This is a genomic window from Pseudomonas sp. JL2, assembly GCF_031570495.1.
GTDB classification, from domain to species: domain Bacteria; phylum Pseudomonadota; class Gammaproteobacteria; order Pseudomonadales; family Pseudomonadaceae; genus Aquipseudomonas; species Aquipseudomonas rhizophila.
In genome coordinates, this window is sequence record NZ_JAKUDH010000011.1 from 157,190 (window position 1) to 178,614 (window position 21,425).

Genomic DNA, 21,425 nt, shown 5'->3' on the forward strand with positions numbered 1-21,425 from the left:
ATCATGTTGAAAGGCTACGGGGCTGTCATCCTCGATGGCGCATGGTTGACGCTTGAGCTCGCCTTGTCGTCCATGGCCCTGGCCATTGTCCTGGGGCTGATCGGCGTCGCGTTGCGCCTCTCGCCAGTGCGCTGGCTGGCGTGGCTGGGTGACCTGTATTCCACGGTCATTCGCGGCATTCCCGACCTTGTGCTGATCCTGCTGATTTTCTATGGCGGCCAGGACCTGCTCAATCGCGTGGCGCCGATGCTCGGTTATGACGATTACATCGACCTGAACCCGCTGGCGGCCGGCATCGGTACCCTGGGGTTTATTTTCGGTGCGTACCTGTCGGAAACCTTTCGCGGCGCGTTCATGGCCATCCCCAAGGGGCAGGCCGAGGCGGGCATGGCGTATGGCATGAGTGGGTTCCAGGTGTTTTTCCGGGTGATGGTGCCGCAGATGATTCGCCTGGCGATCCCGGGGTTCACCAACAACTGGCTGGTGTTGACCAAGGCCACGGCGCTGATTTCGGTGGTGGGCCTGCAAGACATGATGTTCAAGGCCAAGCAGGCGGCGGATGCCACCCGCGAGCCTTTCACCTTCTTCCTGGCAGTGGCGGCAATGTATCTGGTGATTACCAGTGTCTCGCTGCTGGCATTGCGTCAACTCGAGAAGCGCTATTCGGTAGGCATAAGGGCGGCTGATCTATGATCTTCGACTACAACGTCATCTACGAAGCCTTGCCGCTGTACTTCAGCGGCCTGCTGACCACCTTGAAGCTGCTGGCCCTGTCGCTGTTCTTCGGTCTGCTGGCGGCGTTGCCCCTGGGGCTGATGCGGGTGTCCAAGCAGCCGGTCATCAACATGACCGCCTGGCTCTATACCTATGTGATTCGCGGCACGCCGATGCTGGTGCAGCTGTTTTTGATCTACTACGGATTGGCGCAGTTCGAAGCCGTACGCGAGAGCTTCCTCTGGCCGTGGCTGTCCAGCGCGACCTTCTGTGCCTGCCTGGCCTTTGCCATCAATACCAGCGCCTACACCGCCGAAATCATCGCCGGCAGCCTGCGCGCCACGCCTAACGGTGAGATCGAGGCGGCCAAGGCCATGGGCATGTCACGCTACAAGTTGTATCGCCGGATCCTGCTGCCATCGGCCCTGCGCCGGGCACTGCCGCAGTACAGCAACGAAGTGATCATGATGTTGCAGACCACCAGCCTGGCCTCCATCGTGACCCTGATCGACATCACCGGTGCCGCGCGCACGGTGAATGCGCAGTACTACTTGCCGTTCGAGGCTTACATCACGGCCGGCGTTTTCTACCTGTGCCTGACTTTTATCCTGGTGCGCCTGTTCAAGCTGGCCGAGCGCCGCTGGCTGGGTTACCTGGCCCCGCGCAAGCACTGATAACGCATCGATCCGATCGACTGCTCAACGACTGACGTTTTGTGAGAACCGACCGCATGTACAAGCTCGAAGTCCAAGACCTGCATAAACGCTATGGCAGTCACGAGGTGCTCAAGGGTGTGTCCCTCAAGGCCGCCGCCGGCGATGTGATCAGCATCATCGGCTCCAGTGGCTCGGGCAAAAGTACCTTCCTGCGTTGCATCAACCTGCTTGAGCAACCCCATGCCGGCAAGATTCTGCTCAACAACGAAGAGCTGAAACTGGTGGCTGGCAAGGACGGCGCCTTGAAGGCCGCCGACCCCAAGCAACTGCAGCGCATGCGTTCGCGGCTGTCGATGGTGTTCCAGCATTTCAACCTGTGGTCCCACATGACCGCGCTGGAAAACATCATGGAAGCGCCGGTGCATGTGCTGGGCGTAGCCAAGGCCGAGGCGCGCGAAAAGGCCGAGCACTACCTGAACAAGGTCGGCGTGGCGCATCGCAAGGACGCCTACCCGGGCCATATGTCCGGCGGTGAACAGCAGCGCGTGGCGATTGCCCGGGCGCTGGCGATGGAGCCGGAAGTCATGCTGTTCGACGAGCCGACTTCGGCCCTTGATCCGGAACTGGTGGGCGATGTGCTCAAAGTGATGCAGGCCCTGGCGCTGGAAGGCCGGACCATGGTGGTGGTGACCCACGAAATGGGCTTTGCCCGGGAAGTGTCGAACCAACTGATCTTCCTGCACAAAGGCATCGTTGAAGAAAGCGGCAACCCGCGCGAAGTGCTGGTCAATCCGCAATCGGAGCGGCTGCAACAATTTCTTTCGGGCAGCCTCAAGTAATCGTTCCCGTTACGCACCTGATTCAGGTCATGCTGCGCATCGCGCGCCAGATGGTCTAATTTGGTTGCAGCCGCTTTTGGCTTTAACACTGTTTTCGCTTCGGATTGCCCACCATGACTGCCCATCGAATTGGTTTCCTGATTTGGCCCAGCACTAAAGCCTTGACGCTGGCGCTGGCCGAGGAGGCCTTGCGTGTTGCTCAGCGGGTGCATCCGGATGTCGTCTACGAATTGTCGTTTTTGCAGGCCGAGCCGCAGACCGAAGGCGCCTGGCAGCTACCGGGCGAACCCTGGGCCGGCAAGCTTGAAGGTTTCCAGAAGCTGTTTCTGCTGGCTGATGAACCCCCGACCGCTCTTGCGCCACCCCTGAGCAGCGCGCTCAAACAGCTGGTGCGTGCCGGTTGTGTGATTGGCGGTTTGTCCGCCGGTGTCTACCCGTTGGCCCAACTGGGTCTTCTCGATGGTTTCCGCGCCGCCGTGCATTGGCGCTGGCAGGACGACTTTTCCGAGCGTTTCCCCAAGGTCATTGCCACCAGCCATCTGTTTGACTGGGACCGCGATCGCCTGACCGCTTGCGGTGGCATGTCGGTGCTCGATCTGCTGCTGGCTGTGTTGGCGCGCGATCACGGCGCGGAACTGGCCGGCGCGGTCTCTGAAGAGCTGGTGGTCGAGCGCATCCGCGAGGGGGGTGAGCGCCAGCGCATCCCGTTGCAGAACCGTCTGGGCTCCAGCCATCCGAAGCTCACCCAGGCCGTGCTGTTGATGGAAGCCAACATCGAAGAACCGCTGACCACCGACGAAATTGCCCAGCATGTGTGCGTGTCCCGTCGCCAGTTGGAGCGGATTTTCAAGCAATACCTCAATCGCGTGCCGAGCCAGTACTACCTGGAACTGCGTCTGAACAAGGCGCGGCAGATGCTGATGCAGACCAGCAAGTCGATCATTCAGATCGGCCTGTCCTGCGGCTTCTCCTCGGGGCCGCATTTTTCCAGCGCCTATCGCAACTTCTTCGGCGCCACGCCCCGGGAAGACCGCAACCAGCGGCGCAGCAGCAGCCCATTCGAATTGTCATCGGTGCCGTCCGAACGCGGCTAGGGCCGGCGCCTCCTCTGTAAGGGCGGGGGTATGTAACCCTGTGGCGAGGGGATTTATCCCCGTTGGGTTGCGAAGCAACCCCAAGACAGTCAACCCAATCTATCTGGCACACCGAATTGCCTGCTTTAGGGTTGCTTCGCAACCCAGCGGGGATAAATCCCCTCGCCACAAGGTTTTGCATGGCCAGGGAAATGTAGAAGCCAACGCCTAAAATCCCGCGACAACGTTTAAACTGCGCCTTTGCGACGCTATTTGTCGCATTGCCATAAACCCGCTAAAAACGGGGGTTGGCGCTATAAGAAGTTGTCGCTTGGCGACAAGGCCGGGCTGAAAACTGTCCTTACAATCCCCTCATCGCTCGCCAGTTCCAGGCGGGTGTTCCTCTTCAGGAGACTCCGATGTCCGTTGAGCAAGCCGCCGTACAACGCGCCGATTTCGATCAGGTTATGGTCCCCAACTATGCGCCTGCTGCTTTCATACCTGTGCGTGGCGCCGGTTCCCACGTGTGGGACCAGTCCGGTCGCGAACTGATCGACTTCGCCGGCGGTATCGCGGTCAACGTATTGGGACACGCCCATCCGAAACTGGTCGCCGCCCTGACTGAGCAAGCGAACAAGCTGTGGCATGTGTCCAACGTCTTTACCAATGAGCCGGCCCTGCGCCTGGCCCATAAACTGGTCAATGCAACCTTTGCCGAGCGGGCTTTCTTCTGCAACTCCGGCGCCGAAGCCAACGAGGCCGCCTTCAAGCTGGCCCGTCGCGTCGCGTTCGATCGTTTCGGGAGCGAGAAGTACGAAATCATTGCCGCGCTCAACAGCTTCCACGGCCGTACGCTGTTCACCGTGAACGTGGGCGGGCAATCGAAGTATTCTGACGGTTTCGGTCCTAAAATCACCGGTATTACCCACGTCCCTTACAACGACCTGGCGGCTTTGAAAGCGGCCATTTCGGACAAGACGTGCGCCGTGGTGCTGGAGCCGATCCAGGGCGAGGGCGGCGTATTGCCGGCCGAGCTGGGTTACCTGCAAGGTGCCCGTGACTTGTGCGATGCCCACGACGCGCTGCTGGTATTCGACGAAGTGCAGACCGGCATGGGCCGTAGCGGCCACCTGTTCGCCTACATGCATTACGGAGTGGTCCCGGACATCCTCACCAGCGCCAAGAGCCTGGGCGGTGGTTTCCCGATCGCGGCAATGCTCACCACTGAAGCGTTGGCCAAGCATCTGGTAGTCGGCACCCACGGCACCACTTACGGCGGCAACCCGCTGGCGTGTGCGGTGGCCGAAGCGGTGATCGATACCGTCAATACGCCTGAAGTGCTCGAAGGCGTGAAAGCCAAGCACCGCAAGTTCAAGACTCGCTTGGAGCAGATCGGCGAGAAATACGGCCTGTTCACCCAGGTGCGTGGTTTGGGGCTGCTGATCGGCTGTGTGCTGAACGACGCCTGGAAAGGCAAGGCCAAGGACATTTTCAACGCCGCCGAACAGGAAGGCCTGATGATCCTGCAGGCAGGTCCGGACGTGATTCGTTTCGCGCCGAGCCTGGTGGTCGAAGATGCCGACATCGATGCCGGCCTGGACCGCTTCGAGCGGGCCGCGGCGAAGCTGACGCAAGCCTGATTTTTAAAGGCCGGACCTGATCCATTGTGGGAGCGAGCCTGCTCGCGATGCAGGCGACTCGATCTGCCTGATGGGCCGAGGCGATCCTGATCGCGAGCAGGCTCGCTCCCACAGCAAGACCGTTTTACACGTGCGTTGAAGCGCTTGCCGGTCCGGTATTTTTTCTTTGTGTCGACCAATGGGTCGAACCATTTATTTCAAGTAAAGGAGTGACACCATGCTGGTGATGCGCCCCGCACAAATGGCGGATCTGGGCGAGGTACAGCGTCTGGCTGCGGACAGTCCGATCGGTGTCACTTCCTTGCCGGATGACGTGGAACGCCTGAGCGACAAGATCGCCGCGAGTGAAGCCTCGTTTGCCGCCGAAGTCAGCTTCAACGGCGAAGAAAGCTATTTCTTCGTCCTTGAAGATACCGCGACCGGCAAGCTGGCGGGCTGTTCGGCCATCGTTGCCTCGGCCGGTTATTCCGAGCCGTTCTACAGCTTTCGCAACGAGACGTTTGTTCATGCCTCCCGTGAGCTGAAGATCCACAACAAGATCCACGTGCTTTCCCAGTGCCACGACCTGACCGGCAACAGCTTGCTGACCAGCTTCTATGTGGTGCCGGAATTGGTCGGTTCGCCTTGGTCGGAACTCAATTCGCGTGGGCGCCTGCTGTTCGTCGCCAGCCATCCGGAGCGCTTTGCCGATTCGGTGGTGACCGAGATCGTCGGCTACAGCGATGAAAATGGCGACTCGCCGTTCTGGGACGCCATCGGTCGCAACTTCTTCGACCTCAACTACGCTGCCGCCGAGCGCCTGTGCGGGCTGAAGAGCCGCACCTTCCTCGCCGAGCTGATGCCGCATTACCCGATCTACGTGCCGCTGTTGCCGGACGCCGCCCAGGAAGCCATGGGCCAGGTCCATCCGCGTGCGCAGATCACTTTCGACATCCTCATGCGCGAGGGTTTCGAGACCGATCATTACATCGACATCTTTGACGGTGGCCCGACTCTGCATGCCCGTGTCTCGGGGATCCGCTCGATTGCCCAGAGCCGTGTGGTGCCGGTCAAGCTCGGCGAGCCCGTCAAGGGCGCCGGCCGGCAATACCTGGTGGCCAACGCCCAGTTGCAGGATTACCGCGCCGTTCTGTTGGAGCTTGACTACGCGCCCGGCAAACCGGTGACCCTGGATATGGAAGCGGCCGAAGCCTTGGGCGTCGGTGAGGGTGCCAGCGTGCGCCTGGTGGCGGTTTAACGCCTTACAGCGAAGTTTCGCGGGTGGCGCAAGCGGCCCGTTTGAGGAGATAGCATGATCGTTCGTCCCGTACGCAGCAGCGATTTACCCGCTCTGATTGCCCTGGCCCGCAGCACCGGCACCGGCCTGACCACCTTGCCGGCCAACGAGGAGCGCCTGGCTCATCGGGTCGGCTGGGCCGAGAAGACTTTTCGCGGCGAAGCCGGACGTGGCGATGCTGACTACCTGTTCGTGCTCGAAGACGACGACGGCCGTGTGGTGGGCATCTCAGCCATCGCCGGGGCCGTTGGGCTGCGCGAGCCCTGGTACAACTTCCGGGTCGGCCTGACGGTCAGCGCCTCCCAGGAGCTGAACATCTATCGGGAAATCCCGACGCTGTTTTTGGCCAACGACCTGACCGGCAACTCCGAGCTGTGTTCGCTGTTCCTGCATGCCGACTACCGCACTGGCCTCAATGGCCGCATGTTGGCCAAGGCGCGGCTGCTGTTCATCGCCGAATTCCCGAACCTGTTTGGCAACAAGATCATCGCCGAGATGCGTGGCATGTCCGATGACCGAGGCCGCTCGCCGTTCTGGGAAAGCCTGGGGCGACACTTTTTCAAGATGGAGTTCAGCCAAGCCGATTACCTGACTGGCGTGGGCAACAAGGCCTTCATCGCTGAGCTGATGCCCAAGTTCCCGCTGTACACCTGTTTCCTGTCGGAGGATGCCCGGGCGGTGATCGGCCAGGTTCATCCCGACACGGAGCCAGCGCTGTCGATGCTCAAGAGCGAAGGTTTCAGTTACCAGGGTTACGTCGACATCTTCGACGCCGGCCCGGCCGTTGAATGTGAAACCGGCAAGATCCGCGCGATCCGCGACAGCCAGGCACTGGTATTGGCCATCGGCACGCCGGGCGACGACGCCACGCCGTTCATCATGCATAACCGCAAACGCGAAGACTGCCGCATCACTGCTGCACCGGCGCGCTTGGCCGCGGGCACCTTGGTGGTTGATCCGCTGACTGCCAAACGTCTTCAACTCAACGCCGGCGATCAGGTGCGCGCCGTTGCGTTGTCCGCTGCTCGGGAGTCGAAATAATGAAGTCGCTGTACATCGCTGGAAGCTGGCTGGAAGGTCAGGGTGATCTCTTTGAGTCGTTGAACCCGGTGACCCAGCAAGTGCTGTGGTCTGGCAATGGCGCCACGGCGGCGCAGGTGGAGTCGGCGGTGCAGGCCGCGCGTCAGGCCTTCCCGGACTGGGCCCGCCGTTCGCTGGATGAGCGTATCCAGGTGCTGGAAGCGTTTGCCGCTGCCTTGAAGAGCCACGCCGATGAACTGGCCCACTGCATCGGTGAAGAAACCGGCAAGCCGTTGTGGGAAGCGACCACCGAAGTCACCAGCATGGTCAACAAGGTCGCCATTTCGATTCAGAGCTACCGCGAGCGGACCGGCGAAAAAAGCGGCCCCCTGGGAGACGCTACCGCTGTGCTGCGGCACAAGCCCCACGGTGTGGTGGCGGTGTTCGGCCCTTACAACTTCCCCGGCCATTTGCCCAACGGTCACATCGTCCCGGCCTTGTTGGCGGGCAACAGTGTGTTGTTCAAACCCAGCGAACTGACCCCGAAAGTCGCTGAGCTGACGGTCAAGTGCTGGGTCGAGGCCGGCCTGCCGGCGGGCGTGCTGAACCTGCTGCAAGGCGCGCGGGAAACTGGTATCGCCCTGGCGGCCAATCCGGGCATCGACGGGTTGTTTTTCACCGGCTCCAGCCGCACCGGCAACCTGTTGCATCAACAGTTTTCCGGGCGCCCGGACAAGATCCTGGCGCTGGAAATGGGTGGTAATAATCCGCTGGTGGTGGATGAGGTGGCGGACGTCGACGCGGCGGTCTACACCATCATTCAGTCGGCCTTCATTTCTGCCGGGCAGCGCTGTACCTGCGCGCGCCGCCTGTTGGTGCCCGAAGGGGCGTGGGGCGATACCTTGCTGGCGCGCCTGGTGGCGGTCAGCTCGACGCTGGAAGTCGGCGCCTTTGATCAGCAACCGGCGCCGTTCATGGGCTCGGTGATTTCCCTGGCCGCAGCCAAGGCGCTGATGGATGCGCAGAACCATTTGCTGGGCCTGGGCGCCGTGCCGCTGTTGACCATGACTCAACCGCAAGCCCAGGCTGCGTTGCTGACACCGGGCATCCTGGATGTGACGACGGTAGTCGAGCGTCCTGATGAAGAACTGTTCGGGCCGTTGTTGCAGGTGATTCGCTACGCGGACTTCGCCGCGGCAATCACCGAGGCCAACAACACCCAATATGGCTTGGCTGCAGGTCTGCTGTCGGATTCCCAGGAGCGCTACCAGCAGTTTTGGCTGCAGAGCCGTGCCGGCATCGTCAACTGGAACAAACAACTGACGGGAGCGGCCAGCAGCGCGCCGTTCGGCGGTGTTGGGGCCTCGGGCAACCACCGCGCCAGTGCCTACTACGCGGCCGATTATTGTGCGTATCCGGTGGCTTCCCTGGAGACACCAAGCCTTGTCATGCCGGCTGCCCTCACTCCCGGCGTGAGCATGGTGTGAACCCCAATCGCGAGCAAGCTCGCTCCCACAAAGGATTGCGCAAAACCCTGTGGGAGCGAGCTTGCTCGCGATGGCCGCGCTGCGGTTGTTACTTGATGCCTATAAAAAACAGATTCTCGTGGAGCCTCGCTGATGAAATCCTATGAAGTCAACTTTGACGGTCTAGTGGGGCCGACCCACAACTACGGCGGGCTCTCGTACGGCAACGTCGCGTCCCAGAGCAATAGCCAACAGTCCTCCAACCCCAAGGAAGCGGCGTTGCAGGGCCTGGCGAAAATGAAAGCGCTGATGGACATGGGCTTCCAGCAAGGTGTGCTGGCGCCACAGGAACGTCCCGACGTGGCGGCCCTGCGTCGGTTGGGTTTTGCCGGCAGCGATGCCCAGGTCATTCAGCAGGCTGCCAAAGAAGCGATGCCGCTGCTGGTCGCCAGTTGCTCGGCCTCCAGCATGTGGGTGGCCAACGCCGCCACTGTCAGCCCAAGCGCCGACACGGCTGACGGCCGCGTGCATTTCACTGCCGCCAACCTGAACTGCAAATACCACCGCAGCATTGAACACCCGACCACCAGTCGCGTACTGGGGGCGATGTTTGCCGATCAGCAGCACTTCGCCCACCACGCCGCGCTGCCGGCGGTGGCGCAGTTCGGCGACGAAGGCGCGGCCAACCACACGCGTTTCTGCCGGACCTACGGCGAGGCCGGTGTTGAATTCTTCGTGTTCGGCCGCAGCGCCTTCGATACCCGTTTTCCCGCGCCGCAGAAGTACCCGGCGCGCCAGACCCTGGAAGCTTCTCAAGCGGTCGCTCGTCTGCATGGTCTGAGGGAGGAGGGCGTGGTCTACGCCCAACAGAACCCATCGGTGATCGACCAGGGCGTGTTCCACAATGATGTGATCGCGGTGGGCAACGGCGAAGTGTTGTTCTATCACGAGGATGCGTTTCTCGAGACCGACCGGATGCTGGCCGAGCTGAGCAGCAAACTCGCCAAGGTCGGTGGGAAATTTCAGTCGGTGTGCGTGCCGCGTTCGGCGGTTACCGTCGATGACGCGGTACGTTCCTACCTGTTCAATAGCCAGTTGCTGTCGCGTCCCGACGGCTCGATGCTGTTGATCGTGCCGGAGGAGTGCCGCGGCAACGAACGCGTCTGGCAGTACCTGCAAGGCCTGACGGGCTCTGGCGGGGTGATCGGCGAAGTGAAGGTCTTCGACCTCAAGCAAAGCATGCAGAACGGCGGTGGCCCGGCTTGCCTGAGGCTGCGCGTGGCCCTCAATGAAACCGAACTGGCCGCCGTCAACCCAGGGGTTATCATGACCGCGCCGTTGTACGATTCGCTGACCCAATGGGTCGAGCGTCACTACCGCGATCGCATGACCGAAAACGACCTGGCGGACCCGCAGTTGCTGCTCGAATGCCGGGCGGCACTGGATGAGCTGACACAAATCCTTAAACTTGGCGCGGTTTATCCTTTCCAGATCAATTGAAAGCGCGCGCGACCTGACTACAGTCAAAGCAGGGCGCGTTGCCTTTTTCCCCCGACGAGAACGTAAAAACATGAGCGATACCTTGCAACTGATCCTTGAAGACACCGACGGCACCCAACTGGAAACCTCCTGCACCCGCGTTGCGGTCATGTGGCAGGGCAAAGAGCTGTGGATCCAGCAGGACGGCCGCGGTCAGTTGCTGATCGGTGTCGATGTCGAAGAAGGCGATGAGGAATACGCCAACCTGTTGTTGCGCCCATTGGCGACCAACCTGGTGAGCCTGCAACTGGAAATGGAACCGGCCGACATGGGCGACGATGATCATGTCCATGGCCCGGATTGCGGCCACGACCATTAAGGAGCCGCGCTATGCTCGCCCTCGGCAAATTGCTTGAACTGACCCTCGCCGGCCGTGAACCGGCGGAGAAGACTCAACTGACTGTCGAGGGCGTACGGATGCGCTGGCTGAGCGAGGGCGCGCTGGAGGTCAAGCCGCCCCAGGCCCGGGACAATGGCCAGGACCTGTTGCTGTCAGCCGGTATCCACGGCAACGAAACCGCACCGATCGAATTGCTTGATCGGTTGCTGCACGACATCGCCCGTGGGGATCTCAAGCCACGGGCACGCATTCTGTTTCTGTTCGGCAATCCCGAGGCCATTCGTCGCGGAGAGCGTTTTGTCGAGCAGGACGTCAATCGGTTGTTCAATGGTCGCCATGAGTTGAGCGGCGGCGCCGAGGCGTTGCGGGCGTGCGAATTGGAGCGGTTGGCCGCCAGTTTCTTCAGCGTGCCGGACCGCAGTCGCTTGCATTACGACCTGCACACCGCCATCCGGGGTTCGAAGATTGAGCAATTCGCCCTGTATCCGTGGAAGGAAGGTCGCCAGCATTCACGCCGTGAACTGGCGCGGCTGCGCGCCGCCGGTATGGAAGCGGTGCTGCTGCAGAACAAACCGTCCATTGTGTTCAGCGCCTACACCTATGACCAGTTGGGTGCCGAGTCTTTCACCCTGGAACTGGGCAAGGCCCGGCCGTTCGGGGAAAACGACGGTGTCAACGTCAGCCTGCTGGAAACCCGTCTGCAACAGATCATCGAAGGCAGCGAACCCGAATCGGACGAAAGTCTGGACGGCCTGCAACTGTTCAGCGTCGCGCGGGAAATCATCAAGCACAGCGACAGTTTCCGCCTGAACCTGCCGGCGGACATCGAGAACTTCTCGGAACTTGGAAAAGGTTATGTGCTGGCCGAAGACATTGCCCAGACCCGCTGGGTGATCGAAGAAGAGGGCGCCCGGATCATCTTCCCCAACCCCAAGGTGAAGAATGGTTTGCGGGCCGGGATCCTGATTGTGCCGGCGACGGACGAAAACCTGGCCTGACCTGAATCCCAAACTGATACAAGCCTTTTGTGGGAGCGAGCTTGCTCGCGATGACGGAGTGCCAGTCGCCATTGCTGTCGACTGCTACATTGCTATCGCGAGCAGGCTCGCTCCCACATTTGGATCTGTGTCTGGATTTAGACCGCTACCGCCCGCTGCTCACTGCGCCTCAACGCCCGGGTCTTGTGCAGGGTATCGGCACAGGTCTTCGCCGTTTCCTGGCCCTTGTGCACGAAATGCTCAAAGAAGAACTTCTGATGTTCTTCCCCAGCGTGGAAGTGATGGGGAGTGAGTACGACCGAGAACACCGGCACCTCGGTTTCCAGCTGAACCTGCATCAGGCCGCTGATCACCGATTGGGCGACGAATTCGTGACGGTAGATGCCGCCGTCCACCACCAGGCCAGCGGCGACGATGCCGGCGTAGCGGCCAGATTTGGCCAGCAGCTTGGCATGCAGCGGGATCTCGAAGGCGCCGCCGACTTCGAAGAAGTCGATATCGCTTTCCTGATAACCTTGATTGATCATTTCGGCGACGAAGCCTTTGCGGCTCTGGTCGACGATTTCCTTGTGCCAGCAGGCCTGGATGAACGCGACGCGCTCGCCCGGATGATGTTTGCTTTTGCTGTCGATTGCGGTGGGTTGCATGTTCTGGTTCCTGTTTGTGTAAAAAACAGGGCGTCATGAATCGAAGGGGATTCGAGGGTGCGTCGCGCGCAGACAGTCGCAGACGGCCCTTGGGTGCCGATCCCGTTCTCTCTTCATCCGGACTATGACCGTCGGCCCCGGAATCACACCGGGTCTGCTGACCTTGACGCTACACCGCAAAAGCCGTGTATCGCCAAGCGCTCGCGGGCTATGCACCTTGCGTGCAATTACCGCCGGTGGGGAATTGCACCCCGCCCTGAGAACGTTTCGCCGCCATGGTTTTTGGCGGCGCAGGATTTTTAACACATAACCCCTGTGGGAGCGAGCTTGCTCGCGATAGCGGTGGTTCAGATTGCATTGATGTTGGATGCGCTGCCGCCATCGCGAGCAAGCTCGCTCCCACAGGTGTTCTGAGAGATCTTCAGGTGCAGGTGATCTTTTCCTTCGACTGGTCTTGATTAATCGTCGCCATGACCGCAGTAATTGACCTTCGAAAGGGAATTCCCCCCACCCGCACCCGAGGCCAGATTCATGAGCGTTATCGATCTTCGCAGCGACACCGTCACCCAACCTTCCGCCGCCATGCTGGATGCGATGGCCAGCGCGCCGACCGGCGACGATGTGTATGGCGAAGATCCGACCGTCAATCGCCTCGAGGCCGAACTGGCCGGGCGCCTGGGCTTTGCCGCGGCGCTGTTCGTACCCACCGGCACCATGAGCAACTTGCTGGGGCTGATGGCCCATTGCGAGCGTGGTGATGAATACATCGTTGGCCAGCAGGCTCACACCTATAAATACGAAGGCGGCGGGGCGGCGGTACTGGGTTCAATCCAGCCGCAACCCCTTGACGTGCAAGCGGACGGCTCTCTGGACCTGGAGCAAGTTGCTGCCGCGATCAAAGCCGATGACTTCCACTTCGCCCGTACTCGCCTGCTGGCGCTGGAAAACACCATGCAAGGCAAGGTCCTGCCGCTGGACTATCTGGCCCGGGCCCGGCGTTTCACGCGCGAGCACGGCCTGGCGTTGCACCTTGACGGCGCGCGGCTGTACAACGCCGCGGTCAAGTTGAACGTCGATGCCCGGGAGATCACCCAACATTTCGATTCGGTGTCGGTGTGCCTGTCCAAGGGCCTTGGCGCTCCCGTTGGCTCGGTCCTCTGCGGCAGCGTCGAACTGATCGGCAAGGCGCGCCGGCTGCGCAAGATGGTGGGCGGGGGTATGCGCCAGGCCGGGATCCTGGCTGCGGCGGGGTTGTATGCCCTGGATCATCAGGTCCAGCGCCTGGCCGATGACCACGCCAATGCCCAGCGGCTTGCCGAGGGCTTGCGTGGGGCGGGTTACGAGGTCGAGCCGGTGCAGACCAACATGGTCTACGTGCAGATGGGCGAGCGGGCCGAGGCCATCAGGGCGTTTGCCGCCGAGCGTGGTATCAAGCTCAGCGCAGCGCCACGCCTGCGAATGGTGACCCACATGGATGTCAGCGCCGCGCAAATCGACGAAGTGATCCGCTCTTTCGTCGACTTTTCCCGTAACTGACCCGCCAAGCGGCCCAATTGACAGTTTCTATCGCATAAACACGCTGTACCCCACGCGAAGGGCCGATATAATGCGGCCCTTTGCCGTTGCTTCGTCTGTTGACGTTTTGCACAGGCCTTTGGCCGCAGCCTCCGTGGAAGAACCTAATGAAAAGCGCAGAAATCCGTGAAGCCTTCCTTCGCTTCTTCGAAGAGCAAGGCCACACCCGAGTAGCCTCCAGCTCTTTGATTCCGGGCAACGACCCGACCCTGCTGTTCACCAACGCGGGGATGAACCAGTTCAAGGACTGCTTCCTGGGCCAGGAAAAACGTGCCTACACCCGTGCCGTCAGCAGCCAGAAATGCGTGCGCGCCGGCGGCAAGCACAACGACCTGGAAAACGTCGGCTATACCGCTCGTCACCACACCTTCTTCGAAATGCTGGGTAACTTCAGCTTCGGTGATTATTTCAAGCGCGACGCCATCACCTTTGCCTGGACCTTCCTGACCTCCGACAAGTGGCTGAACCTGCCCAAGGAGAAGCTCTGGGTAACGGTCTACGCCAGCGATGACGAGGCTTATGACATCTGGACCAAAGAGGTCGGTGTCCCGGCTGAACGCATGGTGCGCATTGGCGACAACAAGGGCGCGCCATACGCTTCCGATAACTTCTGGACCATGGGCGACACCGGCCCGTGCGGCCCTTGCACCGAGATTTTCTACGATCACGGCGCCGACATCTGGGGCGGCCCACCCGGCTCGCCGGAAGAAGATGGCGACCGCTACATCGAGATCTGGAACAACGTCTTCATGCAGTTCAACCGCACCGCCGATGGCGTGTTGCATCCGTTGCCAGCGCCGTCGGTCGACACCGGCATGGGCCTGGAGCGGATCAGTGCGGTGTTGCAGCACGTTCACTCCAACTACGAAATCGACCTGTTCCAGAGCCTGTTGAGTGCTTCGGCCAAGGCCATCGGTTGCAGTAACGACAACCAGGCTTCGCTCAAAGTGGTGGCCGACCATATCCGTTCCTGCGGCTTCCTGATTGCCGATGGTGTGTTGCCGTCCAACGAAGGCCGCGGCTATGTGTTGCGTCGGATCATTCGTCGCGCCTGCCGTCACGGCAACAAGCTGGGCGCCAAGGGCAGCTTCTTCTATCAGATCGTCGCGGCCCTGGTGGCCGAAATGGGCGAGGCCTTCCCGGAACTCAAATCCCAGCAGGCCCACATCGAGCGCGTGCTCAAGGGTGAGGAAGAGCAGTTCGCCAAAACCCTGGAGCAGGGGTTGAAGATCCTCGAGCAGGATTTGGCCGAGCTCAAGGGCAACGTGGTACCGGGCGATGTCGTGTTCAAGTTGTACGACACGTACGGTTTCCCGATGGACCTGACGGGCGACATCGCCCGCGAACGCAACCTGACCCTCGACGAGGAAGGTTTCGAGCGCGAGATGGAAGCCCAGCGAGTGCGCGCGCGTTCCGCCAGCTCCTTCGGCATGGACTACAACAGCCTGGTCAAGGTTGACGTGGCCACCGAATTCACCGGCTACGCCGCCACGACCGGTTCGGCCAAGATCGTGGCTATCTATAAGGACGGGCAGTCGGTCGACATCCTGAGCGAAGGCCAGGAAGGGGTGATCGTGCTGGACCAGACGCCGTTCTACGCCGAATCCGGCGGACAGATCGGTGACAGCGGTTACCTGCAGGCCGGCAACTCGCGTTTCGATGTGCGAGACACCACCAAGACCGGCGGCGCATTCCTGCACCACGGCGTATTGGCCTCGGGCAGCCTGATGATTGCCGCTCCGGTAGCCGCGCATGTCGACGCCGAGGTTCGTCACGCCACCTCGCTGAACCACTCGGCTACGCACTTGCTGCATGCCGCGTTGCGTCAGGTACTGGGCGAGCATGTTCAGCAGAAAGGCTCTTTGGTGGACAGTCAGCGCTTGCGCTTTGACTTCAGCCATTTCGAGGCTATCAAGCCTGAGCAACTCAAGGCGCTGGAAGACATCGTCAACGCCGAGATCCGCAAGAATTCGCCGGTCGAGACCGAAGAAACCGACATCGAGACCGCCAAGCGCAAGGGCGCCATGGCGCTGTTTGGCGAGAAGTACGGCGACAGCGTCCGTGTGCTGAGCATGGGCGGCGATTTCTCCGTGGAGCTGTGCGGTGGTATCCATGCCAACCGGACCGGTGACATCGGCCTACTGAAGATCATCAGCGAAGGCGGTGTGGCTTCTGGTGTGCGTCGCATCGAAGCGGTCACCGGCGCGGCGGCCCTGGCGTACCTCAACGCCGCCGAAGAACAACTCAAGGAAGCGGCGAGCCTGATCAAGGGCAGCCGTGACAACCTGATCGACAAGCTCTCGGCTGTGCTGGAGCGCAACCGTCTGCTGGAAAAGCAACTCGAGCAGTTGCAGGCCAAGGCTGCCAGCGCCGCGGGCGACGATCTGTCGGCCCAGGCCGTGGACGTCAAGGGCGTGAAAGTGTTGGCCGCGCGCCTGGATGGCCAGGACGGCAAGGCACTGTTGGCGCTGGTCGATCAACTGAAAAACAAACTCGGCCGCGCAGTGATCCTGCTCGGCAGTGTCCATGAGGAAAAGGTCGTTCTCGTCGCAGGCGTGACCAAAGACCTGACTGGCCAACTCAAAGCCGGTGATTTGATGAAGCAGGCCGCTGCGGCAGTGGGCGGCAAGGGTGGTGGTCGTCCGGACATGGCGCAAGGCGGCGGCACCGACGCCGGCGCGCTGGACGCAGCACTGGCCCAAACCGTTGCATTTGTAGAGCAGGGTATTTAAGGCAGTGCTCCGGGGTCGTCGTCTAGTGACGACTCCGGTCGCTGTTGAGTGATTATTGGGCGCCCTTCATGGGCAGAGGCGGCTTTGAAATGGCTTTGATCGTACAGAAATTTGGAGGCACCTCGGTCGGTACTGTCGAGAGAATCGAACAAGTCGCCGACAAGGTTAAGAAATTCCGTGAAGCGGGCGATGACCTGGTGGTTGTGCTGTCGGCAATGAGCGGCGAGACCAACCGTCTGATCGATCTGGCCAAGCAAATCAGCGGCGACCAACAGCCGGTTCCGCGCGAACTGGATGTGATCGTTTCCACTGGCGAGCAGGTGACCATCGCCTTGCTGGCCATGGCGCTGATCAAGCGGGGTGTGCCGGCGGTGTCCTACACCGGCAACCAGGTTCGTATCCTGACGGACAGCGCGCACAATAAAGCGCGTATTCTGCAGATCGACGATCAGAAAATTCGCGGCGACCTGAAGGCCGGTCGCGTCGTGGTGGTCGCCGGTTTCCAGGGTGTGGACGAGCACGGCAATATCACCACTCTCGGCCGTGGCGGTTCCGATACCACGGGCGTGGCGCTGGCGGCGGCACTCAAGGCTGACGAATGCCAGATCTACACCGATGTGGATGGTGTCTACACCACCGACCCACGGGTGGTGCCTGTGGCTCAGCGCCTGGACAAGATCACCTTCGAAGAGATGCTGGAAATGGCCAGCCTCGGTTCCAAGGTGCTGCAGATCCGGGCCGTCGAATTCGCTGGCAAGTACAACGTTCCGCTGCGCGTTCTGCACAGCTTCAAAGAGGGTCCGGGCACCCTCATTACTATTGATGAAGAGGAATCCATGGAACAGCCGATCATTTCCGGCATCGCTTTCAACCGCGATGAAGCCAAGCTGACCATCCGTGGCGTGCCAGACACCCCCGGCGTGGCGTTCAAGATTCTCGGCCCGATCAGTGCCGCGAACATCGAAGTCGACATGATCGTGCAGAACGTCGCGCACGATAACACCACCGACTTCACCTTCACCGTGCACCGCAACGACTACCAGGCCGCTGAAGCGGTGCTAAAAAAGACTGCTGATGAGATTGGTGCCCGGGAAGTGGTGGGTGATACCAAGATCGCCAAGGTCTCGATCGTCGGTGTCGGCATGCGCTCTCACGCAGGCGTGGCCAGCCGTATGTTCGAATCCCTGGCCAAGGAAAGCATCAACATCCAGATGATCTCTACTTCGGAAATCAAGGTTTCCGTGGTCATCGAAGAGAAGTACCTGGAACTGGCCGTGCGCGCCCTGCACACGGCTTTCGAACTCGACGCTGCTGCCCGACAGGGCGAGTAAGGCGTTGTCTTGGGGCGCGGTTTACCGCGCCCTTTGTTTTTCTGAAAGGCGCGCTCCAAAACTGTTCTTTTGCTCGCGCTGGTCAATACTAGGCTTGTAGGCTGCGACCGTTTCGGTTCGTAGGGCCTACGCCTTTTTTTGCAGACTGTTGTCCCTGAACTGAATTGCGTGAGGAGAAAGGTATGCTGATTCTGACTCGTCGGTGCGCAGAGAGCCTGATTATTGGCGATGGCGAAATCACCGTGACCGTGCTCGGCGTCAAAGGAAACCAAGTGCGGATTGGCGTCAACGCCCCGAAAGAGGTCGCGGTGCACCGAGAGGAAATTTACCTGCGTATCAAGAAAGAGAAGGACGACGAACCAAGCCATTAATTTTTATCGTTTTTTATGTTTGCAAACGGGGATGAAGGTGGTTAATATACGCCCCGTGTTGCGGAGAGCTGGCCGAGTGGCCGAAGGCGCTCCCCTGCTAAGGGAGTACACCTCAAAAGGGTGTCGGGGGTTCGAATCCCCCGTTCTCCGCCATTATTTATTTAGTGCGACGTAATCTGGCTTTATCGGTAAGTTGTTGAAATTACTGAAAAAAGCGCTTTACAAAAAGATTCGGCGACCTATAATGCGCGGCAACAAATGCACTCGTAGCTCAGCTGGATAGAGTACTCGGCTACGAACCGAGCGGTCACAGGTTCGAATCCTGTCGAGTGCACCATTTAAGAGTTTTTTGCAGTGATGCAAATAACTTGGCTTCAACCAGTTGTGATCTGGTATAAAACCACAACTTGCACTCGTAGCTCAGCTGGATAGAGTACTCGGCTACGAACCGAGCGGTCACAGGTTCGAATCCTGTCGAGTGCACCATTTAAGAGTTTTTTGCAGTGATGCAAATAACTTGGCTTCAACCAGTTGTGATCTGGTATAAAACCACAACTTGCACTCGTAGCTCAGCTGGATAGAGTACTCGGCTACGAACCGAGCGGTCACAGGTTCGAATCCTGTCGAGTGCACCATTTAAGAGTTTTTTGCAGTGATGCAAATAACTTGGCTTCAACCAGTTGTGATCTGGTATAAAACCACAACTTGCACTCGTAGCTCAGCTGGATAGAGTACTCGGCTACGAACCGAGCGGTCACAGGTTCGAATCCTGTCGAGTGCACCAAACACCAAAAAGCCCGCGTTTAACGCGGGCTTTTTGCTGTCTACGATTTGCCTTTCACGCACCCTTTCTCATCGAACACGATCTCTGCGCTGCGACCTTTTTTCGCTTTGTAGGTATATCGCGTGCTCGAATTCCTGATCTTGACCGAGTCGGGTCTGCCCAGGGCGCTTTCCACGTCCTGCTGGCTCATGCCACTGACGACTCGCCGGTTCATGATCGCTTCGCGGCGTTGCCTGGCATTGAGCAGGTTGCCACAGCGGTCTTCGAGCTGGCCGACAACAGTCGGTTCCTTGCGGTTGGCTTTGTTGTCGAATGTTTGCCGAAACTCTGCTTCGGGCAGCATGGCCTCTGTCATTGGCTCGGCCCTGCCCGGGCTGGTCGGATGGATCTGCTGAAGTGACAGGGTTTCTTCCGGTCGGCAACTCAGGGTGGTAAAGGTCACGTGCCCGGCGGTATTTTCGCAGCGATGCACGCTTTGCCCGGCAGCCCCCAAAGGCAGGCAGGGCAGGGCAGCGAGTAAAAACAGGTAGCGACTGACGAGCATCCTGACGTCCTCCTTGACGGTGAAGAAAAGAAGGTTAGCCGCTACATTTTTACCGGGGCGTGTGTTTTCTTTTCAGGATAAGTCGTCGTAGGCATAGAGGTTCAATCTGCGTTCAGGTATGTCTCGCAAGCGCTTGTTCTTGCCATGATTTTTTAACGTTTTAAAGCGTCAAGCGGTGTATGATTGCGCCCGTCAGCCCCGCCGGGGCTTGTGGAATATCCCATGGACTTACCCAGTAGTTACTCAATATCTCGTTTTACCAATCATGAACTGACTGATTGATCCTTCCGGCGTGCTCCACTGCTGGGAGTGGAGTTCGCCTATGACCGAAATAGAAGTAAAGAAAACGCAGGAAAGCCTTCAGGATCGCCTTGCTCAAGTCGTTGAGCTGCTGCATCGCCAGCGGGTGGTCGAAGACCTGACGCATCGCCAGGAAGGCCCGCATCACGACCTGGTCGAGAACCTGGTCCACCGGCAGAATCTCGTCGAGCTGCAACGCAAGCTCGATGACCTGCACTCCGCCGACGTCGCCTACATCCTTGAAGCCTTGCCGCTGGAAGAGCGTCTGACGGTCTGGCAGTTGGTCCAGGCGGATCGTGACGGTGACATCCTGCTTGAAGTGTCCGACTCGGTTCGTGAAACCCTGATCGCTGACATGGATGATCACGAACTGCTGGCGGCGGCCAAGGAAATGGACGCCGACGAACTCGCCGACCTTGCGCCCGAACTGCCACGGGACGTTATCCACGAACTGATGGAAACCCTCGATGGCCAACAGCGCGAGCGCGTGCGTTCGGCGTTGTCCTATGACGAGGAGCAGGTCGGTGCGCTCATGGACTTCGAGATGGTGACCATCCGTGAGGATGTCAGTCTTGAAGTGGTATTGCGTTATCTGCGCCGTCTCAAGGAGTTGCCGGGGCATACCGACAAGCTCTTTGTGGTGGACTACGACGGTGTGCTTAAGGGCGTGCTGCCTATCAAGCGATTGCTCGTCAATGATCCGGAAAAGCAGGTAGCCGAGGTCATGGCCAGTGATCCGGTGAGTTTTCATCCGGACGAAGATGCCTACGATGCGGCCCAGGCGTTCGAACGTTACGATTTGATTTCTGCGCCCGTTGTCGACAAGAACGGCAAGTTGATCGGCCGTCTGACCATCGACGAAATGGTCGACCTGATTCGTGAGGAGAGCGAAAGCGAAGTCCTCAACATGGCCGGTCTGCGCGAAGAGGAAGACATCTTCGCCTCGGTCTGGAAGTCCCTGCGTAACCGTTGGGCCTGGCTGGCGGTCAATTTGATCACGGCTTTCATCGCGTCCCGGGTGATCGGCTTGTTCGAAGGCTCCATCGAAAAACTGGTGGCCCTTGCGGCGCTGATGCCTATCGTTGCAGGGATTGGCGGTAACTCCGGCAACCAGACCATTACCATGATCGTCCGCGCCATGGCGCTGGACCAGGTTAGTACCGGCAATACATCGCGATTGATGCGCAAGGAACTGGCCGTGGGCTTGATCAACGGTCTGGTTTGGGGTGGGGTGATCGGCGTGGTGGCGTACCTGCTATACGGCAGTTGGTCGCTGGGAGTGGTGATGACCGCCGCCATGACGCTCAACTTGTTGTTGGCGGCCTTGATGGGGGTATTGATTCCCATGACCCTGGCTCGAATGGGGCGTGACCCCGCCATGGGGGCCAGTGTGATGATTACCGCCATGACCGACAGCGGCGGGTTCTTCATTTTCCTGGGATTGGCGACGATTTTCCTGCTCTGATTCGCGCCTCAAGAAAGCCCGCCAATTTGGCGGGCTTTTTCGTGGGCGCCGGAAATCTCAGTCACCAAATGCCATGTCTAGTCCTGAAATAGGTTTACACCTGTTTCAGTCTCAA

General features: G+C 59.9%; 18 protein-coding genes, 5 tRNA genes and 1 riboswitch. Of the genes, 21 read left to right on the forward strand and 2 right to left on the reverse strand.

Features of this window, described 5'->3' with window-relative positions:
* Positions 1–3: 3 nt before the first annotated feature.
* From MKS85_RS16205 to astE, 11 genes are all read left to right on the forward strand, one after another.
* Complete coding sequence (locus MKS85_RS16205) at positions 4–693, forward strand: ABC transporter permease (protein WP_047228789.1); 690 nt, start codon at positions 4–6, stop codon at positions 691–693.
* Entirely contained in the window at positions 690–1,388 is a 699-nt protein-coding gene (locus MKS85_RS16210; RefSeq protein ID WP_047228788.1) for an ABC transporter permease, read from the forward strand. Before MKS85_RS16205 ends, MKS85_RS16210 begins: the two co-directional genes overlap by 4 nt.
* Before the next feature lie 56 nt (positions 1,389–1,444).
* Positions 1,445–2,209 (forward strand): ABC transporter ATP-binding protein, encoded by a 765-nt coding sequence (locus tag MKS85_RS16215; protein ID WP_047228787.1) that lies wholly within the window; start codon positions 1,445–1,447, stop codon positions 2,207–2,209.
* A 113-nt stretch (positions 2,210–2,322) separates the two neighbouring features.
* Entirely contained in the window at positions 2,323–3,303 is a 981-nt protein-coding gene (gene argR / locus MKS85_RS16220; RefSeq protein WP_047228786.1) for a transcriptional regulator ArgR, read from the forward strand.
* A 398-nt stretch (positions 3,304–3,701) separates the two neighbouring features.
* Positions 3,702–4,922, forward strand: coding sequence for an aspartate aminotransferase family protein (locus MKS85_RS16225; protein ID WP_047228785.1), 1,221 nt, complete (start codon positions 3,702–3,704; stop codon positions 4,920–4,922).
* 217 nt (positions 4,923–5,139) lie between these two features.
* Positions 5,140–6,159 (forward strand): arginine/ornithine succinyltransferase subunit alpha, encoded by a 1,020-nt coding sequence (gene aruF, locus MKS85_RS16230; RefSeq protein WP_047228784.1) that lies wholly within the window; start codon positions 5,140–5,142, stop codon positions 6,157–6,159.
* Positions 6,160–6,213: 54 nt separating this feature from the next.
* Positions 6,214–7,239, forward strand: a complete 1,026-nt coding sequence (gene astA, locus MKS85_RS16235; protein ID WP_076383737.1) for an arginine N-succinyltransferase — start codon at positions 6,214–6,216, stop codon at positions 7,237–7,239.
* Positions 7,236–8,705, forward strand: coding sequence for a succinylglutamate-semialdehyde dehydrogenase (gene astD / locus MKS85_RS16240; protein WP_188252022.1), 1,470 nt, complete (start codon positions 7,236–7,238; stop codon positions 8,703–8,705). Before astA ends, astD begins: the two co-directional genes overlap by 4 nt.
* 132 nt (positions 8,706–8,837) lie before the next feature.
* On the forward strand, positions 8,838–10,184 hold the full coding sequence (gene astB, locus MKS85_RS16245) for an N-succinylarginine dihydrolase (RefSeq protein ID WP_076383739.1): 1,347 nt from the start codon (positions 8,838–8,840) through the stop codon (positions 10,182–10,184).
* 70 nt (positions 10,185–10,254) lie between these two features.
* Positions 10,255–10,542: a hypothetical protein gene (locus MKS85_RS16250; RefSeq protein WP_047228780.1), complete on the forward strand. Its 288-nt coding sequence runs from the start codon at positions 10,255–10,257 to the stop codon at positions 10,540–10,542.
* An 11-nt stretch (positions 10,543–10,553) separates the two neighbouring features.
* Positions 10,554–11,561, forward strand: a complete 1,008-nt coding sequence (gene astE / locus MKS85_RS16255) for a succinylglutamate desuccinylase (protein WP_047228779.1) — start codon at positions 10,554–10,556, stop codon at positions 11,559–11,561.
* A 137-nt stretch (positions 11,562–11,698) separates the two neighbouring features.
* On the opposite strand, the gene MKS85_RS16260 is transcribed toward astE, so the two are convergent.
* Positions 11,699–12,208, reverse strand: a complete 510-nt coding sequence (locus MKS85_RS16260) for a 6,7-dimethyl-8-ribityllumazine synthase (RefSeq protein WP_188251975.1) — start codon at positions 12,206–12,208, stop codon at positions 11,699–11,701.
* Positions 12,209–12,308: 100 nt separating this feature from the next.
* Positions 12,309–12,476, reverse strand: a riboswitch (FMN riboswitch).
* A 263-nt stretch (positions 12,477–12,739) separates the two neighbouring features.
* On the opposite strand from MKS85_RS16260, the gene ltaE reads away from it, so the two are divergent.
* From ltaE to MKS85_RS16305, 9 genes are all read left to right on the forward strand, one after another.
* A complete protein-coding gene (gene ltaE, locus MKS85_RS16265) occupies positions 12,740–13,744 on the forward strand; it encodes a low-specificity L-threonine aldolase (RefSeq protein WP_188251974.1) in 1,005 nt (334 codons plus the stop codon).
* Between the two features lie 146 nt (positions 13,745–13,890).
* On the forward strand, positions 13,891–16,515 hold the full coding sequence (gene alaS, locus MKS85_RS16270) for an alanine--tRNA ligase (RefSeq protein WP_047228776.1): 2,625 nt from the start codon (positions 13,891–13,893) through the stop codon (positions 16,513–16,515).
* A gap of 89 nt (positions 16,516–16,604) precedes the next feature.
* Positions 16,605–17,846: an aspartate kinase gene (locus MKS85_RS16275; RefSeq protein WP_047228775.1), complete on the forward strand. Its 1,242-nt coding sequence runs from the start codon at positions 16,605–16,607 to the stop codon at positions 17,844–17,846.
* A 182-nt stretch (positions 17,847–18,028) separates the two neighbouring features.
* Positions 18,029–18,217, forward strand: coding sequence for a carbon storage regulator CsrA (gene csrA, locus MKS85_RS16280; RefSeq protein WP_003178872.1), 189 nt, complete (start codon positions 18,029–18,031; stop codon positions 18,215–18,217).
* Between the two features lie 62 nt (positions 18,218–18,279).
* Positions 18,280–18,370, forward strand: a tRNA-Ser gene (locus MKS85_RS16285).
* 107 nt (positions 18,371–18,477) lie between these two features.
* Positions 18,478–18,554: transfer RNA gene (locus tag MKS85_RS16290), tRNA-Arg, on the forward strand.
* A gap of 72 nt (positions 18,555–18,626) precedes the next feature.
* Positions 18,627–18,703 (forward strand) — tRNA-Arg (locus tag MKS85_RS16295).
* 72 nt (positions 18,704–18,775) lie between these two features.
* Positions 18,776–18,852: transfer RNA gene (locus tag MKS85_RS16300), tRNA-Arg, on the forward strand.
* Positions 18,853–18,924: 72 nt separating this feature from the next.
* Positions 18,925–19,001 (forward strand) — tRNA-Arg (locus tag MKS85_RS16305).
* A gap of 40 nt (positions 19,002–19,041) precedes the next feature.
* Here the strand turns inward: MKS85_RS16305 and MKS85_RS16310 are convergent.
* Entirely contained in the window at positions 19,042–19,545 is a 504-nt protein-coding gene (locus MKS85_RS16310) for a cell envelope protein SmpA (protein WP_188251973.1), read from the reverse strand.
* 322 nt (positions 19,546–19,867) lie between these two features.
* Between MKS85_RS16310 and mgtE the strand changes: the two genes are divergently transcribed.
* Positions 19,868–21,310, forward strand: a complete 1,443-nt coding sequence (gene mgtE, locus MKS85_RS16315; RefSeq protein WP_047228773.1) for a magnesium transporter — start codon at positions 19,868–19,870, stop codon at positions 21,308–21,310.
* The last annotated feature ends 115 nt before the right edge of the window (positions 21,311–21,425 follow it).

Excerpts from the sequence above, each read along its gene's own strand:
- astE (WP_047228779.1), top strand. The coding sequence starts at position 10,554 with ATGCTCGCCCTCGGCAAATTGCTTGAACTGACCCTCGCCGGCCGTGAA.
- MKS85_RS16215 (WP_047228787.1), top strand. The coding sequence starts at position 1,445 with ATGTACAAGCTCGAAGTCCAAGACCTGCATAAACGCTATGGCAGTCAC.
- argR (WP_047228786.1), top strand. The coding sequence starts at position 2,323 with ATGACTGCCCATCGAATTGGTTTCCTGATTTGGCCCAGCACTAAAGCC.
- MKS85_RS16260 (WP_188251975.1), bottom strand. The coding sequence starts at position 12,208 with ATGCAACCCACCGCAATCGACAGCAAAAGCAAACATCATCCGGGCGAG.
- MKS85_RS16225 (WP_047228785.1), top strand. The coding sequence starts at position 3,702 with ATGTCCGTTGAGCAAGCCGCCGTACAACGCGCCGATTTCGATCAGGTT.
- aruF (WP_047228784.1), top strand. The coding sequence starts at position 5,140 with ATGCTGGTGATGCGCCCCGCACAAATGGCGGATCTGGGCGAGGTACAG.
- alaS (WP_047228776.1), top strand. The coding sequence starts at position 13,891 with ATGAAAAGCGCAGAAATCCGTGAAGCCTTCCTTCGCTTCTTCGAAGAG.
- mgtE (WP_047228773.1), top strand. The coding sequence starts at position 19,868 with ATGACCGAAATAGAAGTAAAGAAAACGCAGGAAAGCCTTCAGGATCGC.
- MKS85_RS16210 (WP_047228788.1), top strand. The coding sequence starts at position 690 with ATGATCTTCGACTACAACGTCATCTACGAAGCCTTGCCGCTGTACTTC.
- MKS85_RS16310 (WP_188251973.1), bottom strand. The coding sequence starts at position 19,545 with ATGCTCGTCAGTCGCTACCTGTTTTTACTCGCTGCCCTGCCCTGCCTG.
- astA (WP_076383737.1), top strand. The coding sequence starts at position 6,214 with ATGATCGTTCGTCCCGTACGCAGCAGCGATTTACCCGCTCTGATTGCC.
- astB (WP_076383739.1), top strand. The coding sequence starts at position 8,838 with ATGAAATCCTATGAAGTCAACTTTGACGGTCTAGTGGGGCCGACCCAC.
- csrA (WP_003178872.1), top strand. The coding sequence starts at position 18,029 with ATGCTGATTCTGACTCGTCGGTGCGCAGAGAGCCTGATTATTGGCGAT.
- MKS85_RS16275 (WP_047228775.1), top strand. The coding sequence starts at position 16,605 with ATGGCTTTGATCGTACAGAAATTTGGAGGCACCTCGGTCGGTACTGTC.
- ltaE (WP_188251974.1), top strand. The coding sequence starts at position 12,740 with ATGAGCGTTATCGATCTTCGCAGCGACACCGTCACCCAACCTTCCGCC.
- MKS85_RS16250 (WP_047228780.1), top strand. The coding sequence starts at position 10,255 with ATGAGCGATACCTTGCAACTGATCCTTGAAGACACCGACGGCACCCAA.
- MKS85_RS16205 (WP_047228789.1), top strand. The coding sequence starts at position 4 with ATGTTGAAAGGCTACGGGGCTGTCATCCTCGATGGCGCATGGTTGACG.